Origin of the sequence: Pseudoxanthomonas sp. OG2 (assembly GCF_014192765.1) — a bacterium.
GTDB lineage: Bacteria > Pseudomonadota > Gammaproteobacteria > Xanthomonadales > Xanthomonadaceae > Pseudoxanthomonas_A > Pseudoxanthomonas_A beigongshangi.
Map to the genome: position 1 here is coordinate 757484 of NZ_JACHYM010000002.1, position 16691 is coordinate 774174.

Annotated in this window: 16 protein-coding genes and 1 pseudogene; 14 read left to right on the forward strand and 3 right to left on the reverse strand. The window is 68.2% G+C overall.

What is annotated here, in order from left to right:
• The 13 genes and pseudogenes from fabZ (at position 1) to FHW78_RS16650 (ending at position 12556) form a co-directional block, all read left to right on the forward strand.
• Positions 1 to 459, forward strand: a complete 459-nt coding sequence (gene fabZ, locus FHW78_RS16590; protein WP_183643174.1) for a 3-hydroxyacyl-ACP dehydratase FabZ — start codon at positions 1 to 3, stop codon at positions 457 to 459.
• Positions 456 to 1238, forward strand: a complete 783-nt coding sequence (lpxA, locus tag FHW78_RS16595) for an acyl-ACP--UDP-N-acetylglucosamine O-acyltransferase (RefSeq protein ID WP_183643178.1) — start codon at positions 456 to 458, stop codon at positions 1236 to 1238. Before fabZ ends, lpxA begins: the two co-directional genes overlap by 4 nt.
• Positions 1239 to 1240: 2 nt before the next feature.
• Positions 1241 to 2422: pseudogene (lpxB, locus tag FHW78_RS16600) on the forward strand (lipid-A-disaccharide synthase); the annotation flags it as partial.
• A gap of 9 nt (positions 2423 to 2431) precedes the next feature.
• Complete coding sequence (rnhB, locus tag FHW78_RS16605) at positions 2432 to 3049, forward strand: ribonuclease HII (RefSeq protein ID WP_183643185.1); 618 nt, start codon at positions 2432 to 2434, stop codon at positions 3047 to 3049.
• A 193-nt stretch (positions 3050 to 3242) separates the two neighbouring features.
• On the forward strand, positions 3243 to 3758 hold the full coding sequence (locus FHW78_RS16610; protein WP_183643188.1) for a hypothetical protein: 516 nt from the start codon (positions 3243 to 3245) through the stop codon (positions 3756 to 3758).
• A gap of 131 nt (positions 3759 to 3889) precedes the next feature.
• Positions 3890 to 7453, forward strand: coding sequence for a DNA polymerase III subunit alpha (dnaE, locus tag FHW78_RS16615; protein WP_183643191.1), 3564 nt, complete (start codon positions 3890 to 3892; stop codon positions 7451 to 7453).
• A gap of 93 nt (positions 7454 to 7546) precedes the next feature.
• Positions 7547 to 8506, forward strand: a complete 960-nt coding sequence (locus tag FHW78_RS16620) for an acetyl-CoA carboxylase carboxyltransferase subunit alpha (protein ID WP_141453570.1) — start codon at positions 7547 to 7549, stop codon at positions 8504 to 8506.
• 157 nt (positions 8507 to 8663) lie between these two features.
• Complete coding sequence (locus FHW78_RS16625) at positions 8664 to 9416, forward strand: tetratricopeptide repeat protein (RefSeq protein ID WP_183643194.1); 753 nt, start codon at positions 8664 to 8666, stop codon at positions 9414 to 9416.
• 164 nt (positions 9417 to 9580) lie between these two features.
• The gene (locus tag FHW78_RS16630) at positions 9581 to 9724 is read left to right on the forward strand and encodes a hypothetical protein (RefSeq protein WP_183643198.1); all 144 of its coding nucleotides are present in this window, start codon (positions 9581 to 9583) and stop codon (positions 9722 to 9724) included.
• Positions 9725 to 9880: 156 nt separating this feature from the next.
• Positions 9881 to 10066, forward strand: a complete 186-nt coding sequence (locus tag FHW78_RS16635) for a hypothetical protein (RefSeq protein WP_183643201.1) — start codon at positions 9881 to 9883, stop codon at positions 10064 to 10066.
• 30 nt (positions 10067 to 10096) lie between these two features.
• Positions 10097 to 11395 (forward strand): tRNA lysidine(34) synthetase TilS, encoded by a 1299-nt coding sequence (gene tilS, locus FHW78_RS16640; protein ID WP_183643204.1) that lies wholly within the window; start codon positions 10097 to 10099, stop codon positions 11393 to 11395.
• A 32-nt stretch (positions 11396 to 11427) separates the two neighbouring features.
• On the forward strand, positions 11428 to 11688 hold the full coding sequence (locus tag FHW78_RS16645; protein ID WP_183643207.1) for an exodeoxyribonuclease VII small subunit: 261 nt from the start codon (positions 11428 to 11430) through the stop codon (positions 11686 to 11688).
• Entirely contained in the window at positions 11678 to 12556 is an 879-nt protein-coding gene (locus FHW78_RS16650) for a farnesyl diphosphate synthase (protein WP_183643211.1), read from the forward strand. Before FHW78_RS16645 ends, FHW78_RS16650 begins: the two co-directional genes overlap by 11 nt.
• A gap of 69 nt (positions 12557 to 12625) precedes the next feature.
• On the opposite strand, the gene FHW78_RS16655 is transcribed toward FHW78_RS16650, so the two are convergent.
• On the reverse strand, positions 12626 to 13054 hold the full coding sequence (locus FHW78_RS16655) for a DUF4870 domain-containing protein (protein WP_183643213.1): 429 nt from the start codon (positions 13052 to 13054) through the stop codon (positions 12626 to 12628).
• Positions 13055 to 13143: 89 nt separating this feature from the next.
• A complete protein-coding gene (gene pmbA / locus FHW78_RS16660) occupies positions 13144 to 14502 on the reverse strand; it encodes a metalloprotease PmbA (protein ID WP_225562206.1) in 1359 nt (452 codons plus the stop codon).
• A gap of 109 nt (positions 14503 to 14611) precedes the next feature.
• On the opposite strand from pmbA, the gene yjgA reads away from it, so the two are divergent.
• A complete protein-coding gene (yjgA, locus tag FHW78_RS16665; protein WP_183643218.1) occupies positions 14612 to 15169 on the forward strand; it encodes a ribosome biogenesis factor YjgA in 558 nt (185 codons plus the stop codon).
• Positions 15170 to 15213: 44 nt separating this feature from the next.
• Here yjgA and tldD read toward each other — a convergent pair whose 3' ends face one another.
• On the reverse strand, positions 15214 to 16656 hold the full coding sequence (gene tldD / locus FHW78_RS16670) for a metalloprotease TldD (RefSeq protein ID WP_183643220.1): 1443 nt from the start codon (positions 16654 to 16656) through the stop codon (positions 15214 to 15216).
• Between the last annotated feature and the right edge of the window lie 35 nt (positions 16657 to 16691).

Sequence of the window (16691 nt, forward strand, 5' to 3'; positions counted from 1 at the left end):
ATGACCGAACCCGAAGTGAAGCTCCCCATCGACGTCGTCACCATCCAGAAACTGCTGCCGCACCGCTATCCGTTCCTGCTGGTGGACAAGGTGGTGGAGTTCGAAGCGCACAAGCGCATCGTCGGCATCAAGAACGTGACCATCAACGAGCCGTTCTTCCAGGGCCACTTCCCTGGCCATCCCGTGATGCCCGGCGTGCTGGTGATCGAGGCCTTGGCCCAGGCCGGTGGCGTGCTGACCCAGATTTCGCGCGGCCTGTGCGGTGGCGACCGGCTGTTCTACCTGGTCAAGGTCGACAACGTCCGCTTCTCGCGCATGGTGGTGCCCGGCGACGTGCTGGAACTGCACGTGGAAATCAAGCGGGTCATCCGCAACATGACCCTGTATACCTGCGTGGCCAAGGTCGCCGGCAACGAGGTCGCCAGCGCCGAGGTGCTGTGCGCCGAGACCCCGGCATGAGTACCGATATCCATCCGAGCGCGGTCATCGATCCGGGCGCGCGCCTGGGCGCGAACGTGCGCGTCGGTCCGTTCAGCCTGATCGGCGACGGCGTTGAAATCGGCGATGGCACCGTCATCGGCCCGCATTGCAGCGTGACCGGTCCCACCCGGATCGGCCGCGACAACCACCTGGTCGGCCATGTCGCCGCGGGCGGGGATCCGCAGGACAAGAAGTTCGCCGGCGAACGCACCGAACTGGTCATCGGCGATCGCAACATCATCCGCGAGTTCGTCACCCTCAACCGCGGCACCGGCAGCGGCGGCGGCATCACCCGCATCGGCGACGACAACCTGCTGCTGGCCTATACGCACGTCGCGCACGACTGCGTGATCGGCAACCACTGCGTGTTCTCCAACAACTCGACCCTGGCCGGACACGTCACCGTCGAGGACTGGGTGATCATGAGCGGCTTCTCCGGCGCCCACCAGTTCTGCCGCATCGGCGCGCATGCCTTCATCGGCATGGGCGCGCTGGTCAATGGCGACGTCCCGCCGTACACCATGGTCGGCAGCGATTCGCTGGGCCGGCCGCGTGGCATCAACAGCGAGGGACTGAAGCGGCGCGGCTTCGACAGCGAACGCATCTCCGCGATCAAGCGTGCCTACCGCACGTTGTACGTCGCCGGCCTGCCGCTGGCCGAGGCCAAGCAGCAACTGGCGGAACAGGCCCAGGCCAGCGAAGACGTTCGTGCCCTGCTCGATTTCATCGAACGCGGCGAGAGGCCGCTGCTGAGATGAATTCCCCCGCGCGCCGCCCGCGCATCGCGCTGGTGGCCGGCGAGGCCTCCGGCGACGGGCTGGGTGCCGGCCTCATCGCCGCATTGCGCGAACGCTGGCCCGACGCCGAATTCGCCGGCATCGGCGGCGATGGCATGCGCCGCGAAGGTTGCCAGACCTGGTTCGACGCGGGCGAACTGGCGGTGATGGGCCTGTCCGAGGTACTGCGCCACCTGCCCCGCCTGCTGAAGCTGCGGCGTGCGTTCCGCGAGCGCGTGCTGGCCTGGCGGCCGGATGTGTTCATCGGCATCGATGCCCCCGACTTCAACCTGGGCGTGGAGCGCTGGCTCAAGCAGCGCGGGATCCGCACCGTGCATTACGTCAGCCCCTCCGTCTGGGCCTGGCGCGAGAAGCGCGCGCAGAAGATCGGCGCCAGCGCCGACCGCGTGCTGTGCCTGTTCCCGATGGAACCGCCCATCTACGCCCGCCATGGCGTCGATGCGCGCTTCGTCGGCCATCCCATGGCGGACGACATGCCGCTGCAACCGGACCGCGCCGCCGCCCGGCGGGCGCTGGACCTGCCGGCCGACGCGCCGGTGCTGGCCCTGCTGCCCGGCAGCCGGCTGGGTGAAATCCAGCGGCTCGCGCCGCCCTTCCTGGAAGCGGCGCAGCGCGTCGCGCGCGTAGTACCGGAACTGCGCGTGTGCGTTCCGGCCGCCAACGCCGCCTGCCGCGAACAACTGGAAACCCTGCTCGCCGATCCGCAACTGGCCGTGCCGAACCTGCATCTGCTCGACGGCCATGCCCGTACCGCGCTGTACGCGGCCGATGTGGTCCTGCTGGCTTCCGGCACGGCGACCCTGGAAACCATGCTCGCCAAGCGCCCGATGGTGGTGGGCTACAAGGTCGCGCCGATGACCTATCGCATCGTCAAGGCGCTGGGCCTGCTGAAGGTGGAGCGCTACGCCCTGCCCAACGTACTGGCAGGCGAGGACCTGGCGCCGGAACTGATGCAGGACGACTGCACGCCCGACAAACTGGCCGATGCCGTGCTGCACTGGTTCCGCGCGCCGCAGGAAGCCGCCGCCCTGCAACCGAAGTACCTGCACCTGCACGAGCAACTGCGCCAGGATGCTTCCGCGCGCGCCGCCGACGCGGTGTCCGAGCTGCTGGAACCGGCCGCCGCGCCCGCGGGCATCCGCTAGAATCGCGTCATGCTTCCGAACGGTTCGCTGTTTCCCGCCCCCGTGTTCCGCCTGATCGCCGGCGTGGACGAAGCCGGCCGCGGCCCGCTGGCCGGACCGGTATCGGTGGCGGCGGTGATCCTGGATCCGGATCGCCCCATCGACGGCCTCAACGATTCCAAGCAACTGACCGAAGTCCAGCGCGAGGCGCTGTATCCGTTGATCATCGAGCGCGCGCTCGCCTGGCGGGTCGAGTTGGTGCAGCGCGAGGAAATCGACACGCTCAACATCCTGCAGGCCACGATGGAAGGCATGCGACGCGCGGTTCGCGCGTTGCAGCCGGCGGCCGAACTCGCGCGCATCGATGGCAACCGGATTCCCACCCGCCTGCCGTGTCCGGCCGAGGCGCTGGTGGGCGGCGATCGGCTCGATGCCGCGATCATGGCCGCATCCATCCTCGCCAAGGTCACCCGCGACCGCGCGATGGTGGCATTGCACGCGCAGTTCCCGCAGTACGGTTTCGCCAACCACAAAGGCTATTCCACGCCCGAGCACCTGGCCGCGCTCACCCTGCATGGCCCCTGCCCGCTGCACCGCCGCAGTTTCGCGCCCGTTCGCGTCGCGCTGGAAGCGCACGGCATGGCCTGAGCGCGGAGTTCCCGCGCCTCCCCGCCGCCGGTCGGATGAACAGGACGCCCTGTCCTTGGTCACGCCGACTTCCAGCAGTCGAAACAATCCTCGCAACCCTGCAGGCTGTTATCGCATCTCCTCCATGAGGAATGCCGTCTTCCAAGGATCACGGTGACACGCCCCGGCCCCCGACGGTCTCGCGAGAACTGCCATGAACCTGCATCCCGACCATGCCGCTCCGGAACCCGGAGCGCCGTCCCCCGAATCCCGTTGCGGCTCCCGCACCGGCAACGGCCCCGCCTCCCATCAACACCTGGCCGCGCTGGTACGCGGGATCTGTCCGGATGCACCGTCGCCGGGCATCGACGGTCCGCAACGCATCGCGGCGCTGCTGGAAGACACCGCCTGGGACTGCGAGCCCGCGATCAGGGCTGGCCTGGCCGCCGTGCTGGCGCGACTCGCCCAGCCTGCCGGACAGCCGATGGGCGCCCTGCCATCGGACCTGTCCTGGCCCCGCCTGTGGCGGGAGGTCGAGGCCCACGATGATTTCCTGCGTCTGCGCGATGTCGAGTCGAACCTGCGACATGCGGAGGTTGGCGCCTTCCCGTTCGATCGGCACGACTGGGAACACGCACGCGAGGAGGAATGCGCCCTGCGCGAACACCATCGGCAGGTCCGTGAAACCAGCTACGCGCCCGCGCAACCGGCGGTGTTCCGGGTGCATTGAGCCGGCCGCCGGGACGCTTCGCGCCCGCCATGCGCCCAGGCAGCCCGGGCTCGCCGGCCCGGGCGCCGATGTCAAGCCTTGCCCCTCCCCACCCCCGCCGGTAACCTGCCCGGACAGTCTTCCGAGCCGGCATGTCCTCCCGCTTCGTTCATCTCCACCTGCACACCGAGTTCTCGATGGCGGATTCGATCATCCGCGTGCCCGAGAAGCCGGATCAGGCCGACCCCAAGAAAGCCAAGCAGGCCAACCTGCTCAGCCGCGCGGTGGAACTGCGCATGCCGGCGCTGGCGGTCACCGATCGCAACAACCTGTTCGCCCTGGTCAAGTTCTACAAGGCCGCCGAAAGCGTCGGCATCAAGCCGATCGCCGGCGCCGACGTGCTGGTGGCCGAGGGCAACGAGACGCCGTGGCCGGTGACCCTGCTGTGCCGGGATCGCGAGGGCTACCTGTCGTTGTCGCGCCTGCTCACCCGCGCGTGGATGGAAGGTCACCGCAACGACGGCGTCGCCATCGATCCGCAGTGGTTGCACGAGGATCGCCAGGGTCTGTTCGCGTTGATGGGCCGCCAGAGCCACGCCGGCCGGCTGGCGCTGAGCGGACGGCATGAACTGGCCGAGCAGCACCTGGCCGAATGGCAACGCAGTTTCGGCGAGGATCTGCATCTCGAACTGACCCGCACCCAGCGCGATGGCGAGGAGGCGTTCAACGCTTTCGCGCTGCACGCTTCGGCCAAGCGCGGCCTGCCAGTCATCGCCAGCAACGACGTGCGGTTCCTGTCGCCGGACGGATTCGACGCGCACGAGGCGCGCGTGTGCATTGCCTCCGGCCGCGTGCTGGACGACCCGAAGCGGCCCCGCGAGTACAGCCCCGAGCAGTACATGAAGTCGGCCGAGGAAATGGCCGCGCTGTTCGCCGACGTGCCCGACGCCATCGACAACACGCTGGCGCTGGCGCAGCGCTGCAACATCGAGATGCGGCTGGGCACCTACTTCCTGCCCGCCTATCCGGTGCCGGAAAACGAGACCCTGGACAGCTGGATCCGCAGCCAGGCCCGGACCGGCCTGGAAGAACGGCTGGAGAAGAACCCGCTCGCCCCCGGCAAGTCCCGCGAGGATTACTTCGAACGGCTGGAGTTCGAGCTGGACACCATCATCAAGATGGGCTTCCCCGGCTACTTCCTGATCGTGGGCGACTTCATCCAGTGGGGCAAGAACCACGGCATCCCGATCGGTCCGGGCCGCGGTTCGGGCGCCGGTTCGCTGGTGGCGTGGGCGCTGAAGATCACCGATCTGGATCCGCTGCCCTACAACCTGCTGTTCGAGCGCTTCCTCAACCCGGAACGCGTGTCGATGCCCGACTTCGACATCGACTTCTGCATGGACCGGCGCGACGAGGTGATCGACTACGTCGCGCGCAAGTACGGCCGCGACCGGGTCAGCCAGATCATCACCTACGGCACCATGGCGGCGAAGGCGGTCGTGCGCGACGCCGGCCGCGTGCTGGGCTTTCCCTACGGTCTGGTCGATGGCGTCGCCAAGCTGATCCCGAACATCCTCGGCGTGACGCTGAAGGATGCGATGGGCGAAGGCAACAGCGAAATGGCCTCGCAGGAGCTGATCGAACGCTACAACAGCGAGGACGATGTCCGCGATCTGATCGACCTGGCGCGCCAGTTGGAAGACCTGACCCGCAACGCCGGCAAGCACGCCGGCGGCGTGGTCATCGCGCCGTCGCCGCTGTCGGACTTCTGCCCGCTGTTCGCCGAACACGACGAGGGCATGCTGGGCCGGAACCCGGTCACCCAGTTCGACAAGAACGACGTCGAGGAAGTCGGCCTGGTGAAGTTCGACTTCCTCGGCCTGCGCACGCTGACCATCATCGACTGGGCGGTCAAGGCCATCAACCGCCGCCACGAACGCGCGGGCGTGCCGCCGATCGACATCGCGACGATTCCGCTGGACGACGCCGCCACCTATCGCCAGGTGTTCGCTTCCGGCAACACCGGCGCGGTGTTCCAGTTCGAATCCTCCGGCATGCGCCGGCTGCTGAAGGACGCCAAGCCCGACCGCTTCGAGGATCTGATCGCGCTGGTATCGCTGTACCGACCCGGCCCGATGGACCTGATTCCCAGCTTCGTCGACCGCAAGCACGGGCGCGAGGAAGTCGAGTATCCCGATCCGCGCACCGAAGCAATCCTGAAGGACACCTACGGCATCATGGTGTACCAGGAGCAGGTGATGCAGATGGCGCAGATCGTCGGCGCCTACTCGCTCGGCGGCGCCGACCTGCTGCGTCGCGCGATGGGCAAGAAGGTGCCGGCCGAAATGGCCAAGCACCGCGAGATCTTCCGCGAGGGCGCCGGCAAGGGCGGCGTCGACGAGAAGAAGGCCGACGAAATCTTCGACCTGATGGAGAAGTTCGCCGGCTACGGTTTCAACAAATCGCACGCCGCGGCCTACGCGCTGGTGTCGTACCAGACCGCGTGGCTGAAGTGCCACTATCCGGCCGAGTTCATGGCCGCGGTGCTGTCCTCGGACATGGACAACACCGACAAGGTGGTCGGTTTCCTGGACGAGGCGCGCGGGCTGTCGCTGACCGTGCTGCCGCCGGAGATCAACCACTCGGACTACATGTTCGAGGCGACCGATCCGCGCACCATCCGCTACGGCATCGGCGCCATCAAGGGCGTCGGCCAGGGCCTGTGCGAGACGATCGTCGCCGAACGCCGGCAGGGCGGCGAATTCCGCGACCTGCTGGATTTCTGCAAACGGGTCGATTCCTCCAAGCTCAACCGGCGCGCGCTGGAAGCGATGGTGAATGCCGGCGCGCTTGACGCGCTGGGCCGCAATCGCGCCTCGCTGATGCTGCAGTTGCCCGAAGTGCTGAAGGCCACCGATCAACTGGCCAAGGAGCGCGCGGCCGGACAAAGCTCGCTGTTCGGCGGCGGCGATGCCGCGCCCGCGCTGGAAGTGGTGCTGACCGAATCGGACGAGTGGCCGCTGAGCCAATTGCTCAATGGCGAGCGCGAGACACTGGGGCACTACCTCAGCGGGCATCCGATGGATCCCTATCGCGAGGATCTGCGCGCCCTGGTCGGCAGCGACCTGGGTGATCTGGAAAAACTCTGGAGCAACCAGTCGCCGGGCGAAAAGAAGGGCTGGCGCCCGGAAGTCAGCGCGCTGATCGCCGGCCAGGTGGTCGGCGTGCGCCGCAAGGGCGACAGCCAGGTGTTCGTGCAACTGGAGGACGGCCGCGGCCGCATCGAATGCAGTGCGTTCTCCGACGCGATGGCCGAGTTCGGCCCGCTGCTGACCCGCGACCGCATCCTGATCATGAAGGGCGGCCTGCGCGAGGACGAGTTCAACGGCGGCTTCAGCCTGCGCATCCGCCAGTGCTGGGACTACTCGCAGCTGTGCACGCAGCAGGCGCAGCGGCTGTCGCTGCGGCTGGACCTGCGCGAACCGGGGCTGTGGTCGCGGGTGGAAGCCCTGCTCGCCCGCCACCGCCCCGGCAACACGCCCCTGCGCCTGGATCTGGTGCTGCCCTCCGGCAAGTCGGCCACCGCCGGCATGCTTGACGTCAATGGCAGCCTGTCGGTGCGGGTCGATACCGAACTGGTCGACGCGCTGCGGGCCACCCCTGGCGTGCGCGCGGTCAAGCTGGCGGTGGGCCGCCCCTGGGCGCAGAACCACTGAGGCCCGGTTCCGGGCTCCGGACCGTACTGCACGGCTCGGTATGGAGGCCCCGGCTGGGATAAACTCCCCCCTTTCCGGCCCACGGCCCGCTTGATGAACCCGAACTACCTCGATTTCGAACAACCCATCGCCGATCTGGAAGCCAAGATCCAGGAGCTGCGCAACGCCAGCGCGGGACCGGCGGTGAATGTCGATGCCGAAGTCCATGCCCTGCAGGACAAGCTGCGCGTCCGCACCGCCCAGATCTTCCGCGACCTGACCCCGTGGCAGGTATCGCAGCTGGCCCGCCATCCGGCCCGCCCCTACACCCTGGATTACGCGCGCGTGATCTGCGACGAGTTCCAGGAACTGGCCGGCGATCGCGCCTTCGCCGACGACAAGGCGATCGTTGGCGGCCTGGCCCGCATCAATGGGCGCTCGCTGGTGATCATCGGCCACCAGAAAGGCCGCGATACCAAAGAAAAGATCAAGCGCAACTTCGGCATGCCCAAGCCGGAGGGTTACCGCAAGGCACTGCGGCTGATGAAGCTGGCCGAACGCTTCCGCCTGCCGGTGCTGACCTTCATCGACACCGCCGGCGCCTGGCCGGGCATCGATGCCGAGGAACGCGGTCAGTCCGAGGCGATCGCGCGCAACCTGCTGGAGATGTCGGAACTGAAAGTCCCGGTGATCTGCACCGTGATCGGCGAAGGCGGCTCCGGCGGCGCGCTCGCCATCGGCGTGGGTGATCGCACCCTGATGCTGGAATACAGCACCTACTCGGTGATCACCCCGGAAGGCTGCGCCTCGATCCTGTGGAAGTCGGCCGACAAGGCCAAGGACGCCGCCGAGCAGCTCGGCCTGACCGCCAAGCGCCTGCATTCGCTCGGCCTGGTGGACAAGGTGGTGCGCGAACCCATCGGCGGCGCCCACCGCAATCCGCGCCAGATGGCGACCCGGCTGAAGGCGGTCCTGCTCAACGAACTGGACGCGCTGGAACAGATTCCGGTCGAACAACTGCTGCAGCGCCGTTACGAGCGCCTGCGCAGCTACGGGGCCTACGAGGCCGCCTGAGGGCAAACGCGATGAGCTGGCAGAAATGGATATCTGCCCTGCTGCTGGTGCCGGTGGTCGGTCGCGTATCGTCGTGTATGCGTTTCTGCCTTCCGAGCGCGAAAACATGCGCTCGGTTCACTGATGCGCCTTTCATTCCCGCCATACGCCAAGCCGCATGAGCCCGTTCATCATCCTGTCGCTGATTCTCCAGGTCGCCTGCTGCGTGCACGTCGTGCGCACCGGACGGCCGCTGTACTGGGTCTTCATCCTGCTGCTGTTTTCGTACATCGCGGTGCTGGTGTACTTCATCGCCGAAGTGCTGCCGGATCTGCGCCACAACCCGTCGGCGCGCCGGGCCGCGCGCAGCGTGCGCTCGCGCATCGATCCCGAGCACGAGAAGCGCAAGGCGGATCGCAAGCTGGGGCTTTCCGATACACCGGAAACCCGTCGCCAACTGGCCGAGGAATGCCTGCGCAGCGGGGATTTCGCCCGCGCCGAGGATCTGTTCGGCAACGCGCTCAAGGGCCTGTACCGCACGGATCCGGACCTGATGCTCGGCCTGGCCAAGGCCCAGTACGGACAGGGCAAGGCACGCGAGACGCGCACGACCCTGGACGCGCTCATCGCCGCCAATCCGAACTTCCGGTCCTCAGACGGGCACCTGTTGTATGCGCGCGCCGTGGAAGACCTGGGCGATGCGACCGCCGCCCTGCACGAATACGAAGCCGTCGTGCAGGGCCATCCCGGCGAGGAGGCGCGTGCCCGCTATGGCCTGCTGCTCAAGCGCCAGGGCGATCTGGTTCGCGCCCGCGCGGTATTCCAGGAAATCCTGACCCGCTCCGACGCCCTGCCGAAGTACTACCAGCGCGATCAGCGCGAGTGGATCGCGTTGGCCCGCAACGAACTGGCCAACCTGCCCTCGTCCTGATTCAAGTAAAGAACGGCAGTCCTGGCTGTCTTACCGCGAATACTGCTAGCAAGCACTGCGTTGGAATGCCCTGGCGTTCGGGCCGAACCAACAAACGGAGTCATTTCCGCTCAGAGCTGCCGGGTGTTCAATGATCGTTGCCCCTCAACGACGTGGATACACCCATGTTCGAAGCCATCGCCCAACTGCTGGCACATTGGCTTGACTTGTTCGGTCAGGCGGGCAGCCGCCGCGCATGGCCGATCATGGTCGGATTGCTCCTGTTGATTTCAATCTTGTGCGCGGTGGCATTCTGGACAAATTCCTGAGCCATGCCCACCGCTTCACTTCCGGCGGCGCACATGGTGGCGTCCCGGATCTGAGCCTTGTCTTCCTCCTCCCGCGACGATTCGCCGCAGGCGCGGACGCGCCGACGGCGCTAGGATGAGATCGCCGGCACCGGCCGGCTCACGGGGGAAAACGTGATGGACCTGTTGCATCCATGGTGGCTGGTTCCGCTCATCCTGTTCGTCCTGCCGATGGTGGTGGGCCTGTTCTACAACCGCCTGCGCTGGCACCGGAACGGGGTCAACCAGAACTGGGTTCTGGGCCTGTTCGTCGGTGTCTGCTGGCTGGCCGCCATCATCGTCATCCTGAACAAGCTGCGCTGAGTCGCAGGCCTGCCGGCTAGACTGGGCGGCATGTTCGCCCTGCCGCCCGCGCCCGCCGTCGTGCCGTCCCTGCTGATCGGCTTCAGCGGTGGCCTGGATTCGACGGTCCTGCTGCACCGCCTCCATGCGGAACCGGCATTCCAGGGCGTCCTTCGCGCCATCCACGTCCATCACGGCCTGCAGTCGGCGGCCGACGACTGGGCCGCGCACTGCCAACGCACCTGCGATGCCTGGGAAGTTCCGTTGCGGATCGTGCAGGTACGGGTTTCCGCCGACGCCGGCCAGGGTATGGAGGCGGCCGCCCGCCACGCGCGCTATGCGGCGTTCGCCGAGGCGATGTCGTCCGGCGAGGTGCTGGTGACCGCGCATCACCTGCAGGACCAGGCGGAAACCTTCCTGCTGCGTGCCCTGCGGGCTTCGGGCGTGGATGGGCTGGCGGCGATGCGCGACTGGCGCGCCTTTGCCGGTGGATGGCATTGGCGCCCGCTGCTGGACACCTCGCGTGCCGTGCTTGAAAGCCATGCCAGCCAGCATGGTCTGGCGTGGATCGATGATCCGAGCAACCTGCACACCACCCACGACCGCAACTTCCTGCGCCGGCAGGTCATGCCGCTGCTGGAACAGCGTTGGCCGCATGCCGCGGCCGCATTCGCGCGCAGCGCTTCGTTGGCGCGGGAAACTGCCGACCTGCTCGATCGCGACGACGCGCTGGCGCTGGCGACAATCCGCACGCTGGATCCGGCGGCCTTGTCGGTGACCGCCCTGCTTGCGCTCCCGCCCGCGCGGCGCGCCCGCGTACTGCGCCACTGGCTGTGCCAGCTGGATCTGCCGCCCCTCCCTACCGAAGGTGTGCGCCACATCGAGCGGGATCTGCTGGCCGCGGCGGCGGACGACGAAGCCGAATTCAGCTGGCGGGGCGCGGTCGTACGCCGCTGGCGCGATCTGTTGCATGCCGAGTCGATGCGACCTCCGCTGCCGGCCGACTGGCAAGTCGAATGGGACACGCACCAGCCCCTGCGGCTACCGACCGGCGACCGGCTGGTCATGGAAGGCGCGGCCTGGCCGACGCCGCTGCGGGTCGGCGCGCGTCTGGGCGGCGAGCGCCTGCGCCAGCCCGGTCGCGCGCACAGCCAGGCGCTGAAGAAGCTGCTGCAGGCCGACGGCATTCCCCCATGGGAACGCCGCCTGCTGCCGCTGCTGCGGGACGCCGACGGCGAACTGCTCGCGGCCGGCGACCTGTTGCTGGATGCGCGCCTGGACGATTGGCTGCGCCGGCATGGGGCGAGCCTGCGCTGGGAACGGGCAGCCGCCCTGACCGCCGCGCGTTGACCTTCACGCGGCGGCTCCGCACACTTTCCCGCATGGCCAAGAAAAACACCCCCGACGCGTCCCCGGTGGCGAACTTCGAACAGTCGCTGGAAGAACTCGAACGCCTGGTCGACCGCATGGAACACGGCGACCTCAGCCTGGAAGATTCGCTGGCCGCCTATGAGCGCGGCGTCGGCCTGTACCGCCAGTGCCAGGCCGCGCTGGAACAGGCGGAACTGCGGGTCCGGCTGCTCAGCGATCCCGCCAATCCGGAAAGCGCCGAGCCGTTCGCGCCGCTGCCCGATGGCAACTGAGGCCCGCTTCGCGGCCTGGGCCGCGCGTACCGAAGCCACCCTCGAGCAGGCCCTTCCGTCCCCCGACCAGGCACCCGGACGCCTCCACGCGGCCATGCGCCACGCCGTGCTCGGCGGCGGCAAACGCATGCGCCCCCTGCTGGTCTATGCCACCGGCGCCGTTTCCGGCGCGCCGGAAGCCATGCTGGACGCGCCCGCCGCCGCGGTCGAACTGATCCACGCCTATTCGCTGGTCCACGACGATCTGCCGGCCATGGATGACGACGATCTGCGCCGGGGCCGGCCGACGGTGCACGTCGCCTTCGACGAGGCCACCGCCATCCTCGCCGGCGACGCCTTGCAGACGCGTGCTTTCGAAGTGCTGGCGCAGGCACCCGCCGACGCCGATATCCGGCTGGCCTGGGTGCAGGCGCTGGCCGGCGCCTCCGGCGTGGCCGGCATGTGCGGCGGGCAGGCCCTGGACATCGACGCCACCGGGCGCCAGCAGAGCCTGGAAGAACTGGCCCGCATGCACGCCTGGAAAACCGGCGCGCTCATCCGTGCGGCGGTCCGCCTCGGAGCCCTGGCCGGCCGCGCCGCGCCGGATGTCGTGGAACGCCTGGACGGATTCGCCTCGTCGCTGGGCCTGGCTTTCCAGATCCGCGACGACATCCTGGACGTGGAAGGCAGCTCCGAACAGCTCGGCAAGACCGCCGGCAAGGATGCGGCCCAGTCCAAGTCCACCTATCCGGCCCTGCTCGGCATGGACGGCGCCAAGGCGCGATTGAACGAACTCGACGCGTCGATGCGCGAAGCGCTGTCGCCATTCGGCGAGGCCGCCGATGCGCTGCGCGCGTTGGGCGAACTGGCGGTCCGCCGCGATCATTGATCGCGGCAATCCGCGCACAAAAAAAGGCCCGGTTTTACCGGGCCTTTTTCATTGACTCGCGAACTTCGCTTACTTGATCAGGCGCAGCGTCAACGGATAGCGATAGGCTTCGCCGTTGTTGGCCTTGATCGCGGCGATGATGGTGAACACCAGCCAGGCGATGCCGACGATCACCATCAGCGGCAGCGTGATCAGCGCGCCGATGCCCAGGGTCACGATCGTCAGCAGGAACAGCGCCAGGAAGATGATGCCGACCGTGATGTTGAAGTTCAGCGCTTCCTTGCCCTGGTCATTGACGAAGGGCATGGTGTCCTTCTTGACCAGCCAGATGATCAGCGGACCGATGAAGCAGCCGAGGCTGCCGGCCCAACCCGAGGTGAGGATGCCGCCGACCAGCGCGGACAGGTGTGCGAACAGGGCCCACTGACGCTCTTCCGCACTCGGGCTTCCCGAAGTCGGCGGCGGCGGCGGTGCGGTGACGTTCTCGAACTCGCTCATGCGTGTATCCCCATTCCTTGTTGACGTTGATGGTATGGAACAACCCCGGCGGCCACTTTCGGGGCCCCGGGGGATCCTGTCAAGACACGTCAATCGGATCCGGCAACGGTCATGCGCCCGAGCAGGATGGAACCGCAGGCCACGTGCGAACGCGGATCGACATCGTTTCCGACCGCCTCCACGCCCGCGAACATCTGCTTGAGGTTGCCGGCGATGGTGATGCCGTCGACCGGATGGGCGAGTTCGCCGTTCTCCACCCAGAACCCGGCCGCGCCGCGCGAATAGTCGCCGGTCACCGGATTGACGCCCTGCCCCATCAGCTCGGTGATGACCAGGCCGCGTCCCATGCCGCGCACCAGTTCATCGAAGCCACCGGCATTGGCCGAGACCTGCAGGTTGTGCACGCCACCGGCGTTGCCGGTGCTCTGCAACCCCAGCTTGCGCGCCGAATAGCTGCCCAGCAGGTAGCGCTCCAGCACGCCGTCGCGCACCAGTGGCGCATCGCGGGTGGCGACGCCCTCGGCGTCGAAGGCGGCCGAGCGCCAGCCATGGCGCAGGAACGGACGTTCCTCGATCGAGAACCATTCCGGGAAAACCCGCTGGCCGGCGTGATCCAGCAGGAAGCTGGCCCGCCGGTACAGCGCCGAACCGGCCACCGCGCCCAGCAGGTGGCCCACCAGCGATCGCGCCACCTCGGCGGCGAACAGGACCGGGTACTGGCCGGTGGCGACCGTGCGCGGTTCCAGCCGGGCGACGGTTCGCTCGGCCGCCTTGCGTCCGACCACCTGCGCCGCTTCCAGCGCGGACGCCGCCAGCGCCGTCGTGTACCAGCCGTCGCGCTGCATGCCGTCGCCCTCGCCCGCGATCAGCGCGCAGCCCAGGGTGTGCTGGGTGCTGCGTTCACGTCCGACGAACCCGTGCGAATTCGCATACACCGAAAGACTCTCCGAACTGCCCACCGAGGCGCCGTCGGAATTGCCGATGCGCGAATCCGCTTCGCGCCCGGCGTTCTCGCAGGCCAGGGCCAGATCCAGCGCCTCGTCGGCCTGCACCGGCCAGGGATGCCAGAGGTCGAAATCGGGGAACTCCGCCGCCATCCGGTCCACGTCGGCCAGCCCTGCGGCTTCGTCGTCCTCGGTGTAGCGGGCGATGGCGCAGGCCTGCTCGACCGTGGCCTCCAGGCTTTCCTCGCGCAGATCCGCCGTGCTGGCGCTGCCCTTGCGCCGGCCGAAGTAGACGGTCACGCCGATGCCGCGATCACGGGTCGATTCGACCGTCTCGACCTCGCCCAGGCGCACGTTGACGTTCAGCCCGCGCTCCTCGCTGCAACTGACCTCGGCCTGGCTGGCGCCACGCGCGCGGGCGGCCGCCAGCAGGCGCTGCGACAGCTCGGCAAGGGTATCCAGCCGGGCCAGACTGTCGTCGGCGGAAACGGTGATGGCGTTCAATGGCTTATCCTTATGCAATGCAGGAAGCCGGACGTCCCGGCCTCCCCCGTGAAAGATGTCCCGGCGCGCCGTGCAGGCACCGCCGCGTGACCGGCAACCGAGATCGACCATGCGCGGACGCGACCCCGAAACCGGCGAATTTTTTAGCCCCAGCCGTACCCAGCAGCGCGAGGAAGCGCTGGAGGTGCGCAGCCTGGCCGAACAACTGGTGGCGCTGACGCCGGCCCGCCTGGCGAAGCTGCCGATTCCCGAAGACCTGATGCCGCATATCCTGGAAACCCAGCGCATCACCTCGCACATCGCGCACAAGCGCCAGTTGCAGTACCTGGCCAAGCAGATGCGCCGCGAGGATGACGACGTCCTGGCCGCGATCCGCGACGCGATGGACGAAGGCGGCGACGCGGCCCGGCGCGAGGCGGCGCAACTGCACCGTGCCGAGCAGTGGCGCGAACGCCTGCTCGCCGACGGCGACAGTGCACTGGGCGAGCTGCTGGAGGAGTTCCCGCAGGCCGACCGCCAGCGCCTGCGCCAGCTGATTCGCAACGCCGGCGAGGAACGCGCGAAGAACAAGCCGCCGCATGCGTTCCGCGAACTGTTCCGCGAGATCCGCGAACTGCTCGCCGACGGCGACGACGCTCCCGGCGATACGGACACCGACGAAGACTGAGCCGCGTGCCGGCGCCCGCGCGGCGCCGTCCACCCGCCCGCGGTTCACGCGCGGGTGCCGCCCACCGTCAGGCCCTCGATCAGCAACGATGGCTGGCCGACGCCCACCGGCACGCTCTGTCCGTCCTTGCCGCACACGCCCACTCCGGCGTCCAGCGCGAGATCGTGGCCGACCATGCTGACCTTCTGCATGGTTTCCGGTCCGTTGCCAATCAGGGTGGCGCCCTTGACCGGCGCGGTGACCTTGCCGTCCTCGATCAGGTAGGCCTCGGTGGCCGAGAACACGTACTTGCCGCTGGTGATGTCGACCTGCCCGCCGCCGAAGTTGACCGCATACAGGCCCTTCTTCACCGAGCGGATCATCTCTTCCGGATCGTGCTGTCCGGCGAGCATGTAGGTGTTGGTCATGCGCGGCATCGGCAGGTGCGCGAACGATTCGCGGCGACCGTTGCCGGTCGGCGCCATGCCCATCAGGCGCGCGTTGAGCGTGTCCTGCATGTAACCGACCAGCACGCCATCTTCGATCAGCGTGGTGCAGTTGGTGGGCGTGCCTTCGTCGTCGATGTTGAGCGATCCGCGCCGGCCCGGCAGGGTGCCGTCGTCGACGATGGTCACGCCCGGCGAGGCGACCCGCTGGCCCATGCGGCCGGCGTAGACGCTGGTGCCCTTGCGGTTGAAATCGCCTTCCAGGCCGTGGCCGACGGCCTCGTGCAGCAGCACGCCGGGCCAACCGGACGCCAGCACCACCGGCATGACGCCGGCCGGCGCATCGATGGCGTCCAGGTTCACCAGCGCCTGCCGCAGCGCCTCGCGCGCCAGTTCCTCGGGGCGGCCGCCACCCAGCAGTTCGGCATAGGAATAGCGACCGCCCATGCCGGCGTAACCGGACTCGCGACGGCCGTTCTGCTCCACCAGCACCTGCACGTTCAGGCGCACCAGCGGACGCACGTCGGCGGCCAGCACGCCGTCGCTGCGCGCCACCAGCACGGTATCCAGGCCGCCTGACAGGCTCACGGTCACCTGCTGCACGCGCGGATCGGCCGCGCGCAGGAAACGGTCCACCGTGCGCAGCGCCTCGACCTTGGCGGCATTGTCCATCGCGTCGATGGGATCGTCCGCGCCGTAGAGCGCGCGTCCACCGCCCCGCACCAGCGCGCGTGGCGCATGCGCCGCGCCGTCACGGGCGATCGCGCGCGCCGAGCGCGCGGCGTCCAGCAAGGCGACCGAATTGATATCGTCGGAATACGCGAAGCCGGTCTTCTCGCCCGAAATCGCCCGCACGCCGACACCCTGCTCGATCGAATGCGCACCGTCCTTGACGATGCCGTCCTCCACCGTCCAGCTTTCGCGCCGGGCATGCTGGAAATAGAGATCGCCGAAATCGATACCCGGTCCCAGCAGCGCCCCGAAGGTGCGGTCCAGGCCGTGCTGGTCGAGGCCGGCAGGCAGCAGAAGGCGGGTTTCGGCGAGCGTCAGGGAAGCAGTCATGGCAGCAAGGTGGGGGTTGGGACGGGCCAGCGCAA

What these genes read in the sequence shown, in the direction of transcription:
- tilS (WP_183643204.1), top strand. Translation starts at nt 10,097, where the DNA reads ATGTTCGCCCTGCCGCCCGCGCCCGCCGTCGTGCCGTCCCTGCTGATC.
- tldD (WP_183643220.1), bottom strand. Translation starts at nt 16,656, where the DNA reads ATGACTGCTTCCCTGACGCTCGCCGAAACCCGCCTTCTGCTGCCTGCC.
- dnaE (WP_183643191.1), top strand. Translation starts at nt 3,890, where the DNA reads ATGTCCTCCCGCTTCGTTCATCTCCACCTGCACACCGAGTTCTCGATG.
- fabZ (WP_183643174.1), top strand. Translation starts at nt 1, where the DNA reads ATGACCGAACCCGAAGTGAAGCTCCCCATCGACGTCGTCACCATCCAG.
- FHW78_RS16620 (WP_141453570.1), top strand. Translation starts at nt 7,547, where the DNA reads ATGAACCCGAACTACCTCGATTTCGAACAACCCATCGCCGATCTGGAA.
- rnhB (WP_183643185.1), top strand. Translation starts at nt 2,432, where the DNA reads ATGCTTCCGAACGGTTCGCTGTTTCCCGCCCCCGTGTTCCGCCTGATC.
- yjgA (WP_183643218.1), top strand. Translation starts at nt 14,612, where the DNA reads ATGCGCGGACGCGACCCCGAAACCGGCGAATTTTTTAGCCCCAGCCGT.
- lpxA (WP_183643178.1), top strand. Translation starts at nt 456, where the DNA reads ATGAGTACCGATATCCATCCGAGCGCGGTCATCGATCCGGGCGCGCGC.
- FHW78_RS16630 (WP_183643198.1), top strand. Translation starts at nt 9,581, where the DNA reads ATGTTCGAAGCCATCGCCCAACTGCTGGCACATTGGCTTGACTTGTTC.
- FHW78_RS16645 (WP_183643207.1), top strand. Translation starts at nt 11,428, where the DNA reads ATGGCCAAGAAAAACACCCCCGACGCGTCCCCGGTGGCGAACTTCGAA.
- FHW78_RS16635 (WP_183643201.1), top strand. Translation starts at nt 9,881, where the DNA reads ATGGACCTGTTGCATCCATGGTGGCTGGTTCCGCTCATCCTGTTCGTC.
- FHW78_RS16610 (WP_183643188.1), top strand. Translation starts at nt 3,243, where the DNA reads ATGAACCTGCATCCCGACCATGCCGCTCCGGAACCCGGAGCGCCGTCC.
- FHW78_RS16655 (WP_183643213.1), bottom strand. Translation starts at nt 13,054, where the DNA reads ATGAGCGAGTTCGAGAACGTCACCGCACCGCCGCCGCCGCCGACTTCG.
- FHW78_RS16650 (WP_183643211.1), top strand. Translation starts at nt 11,678, where the DNA reads ATGGCAACTGAGGCCCGCTTCGCGGCCTGGGCCGCGCGTACCGAAGCC.
- FHW78_RS16625 (WP_183643194.1), top strand. Translation starts at nt 8,664, where the DNA reads ATGAGCCCGTTCATCATCCTGTCGCTGATTCTCCAGGTCGCCTGCTGC.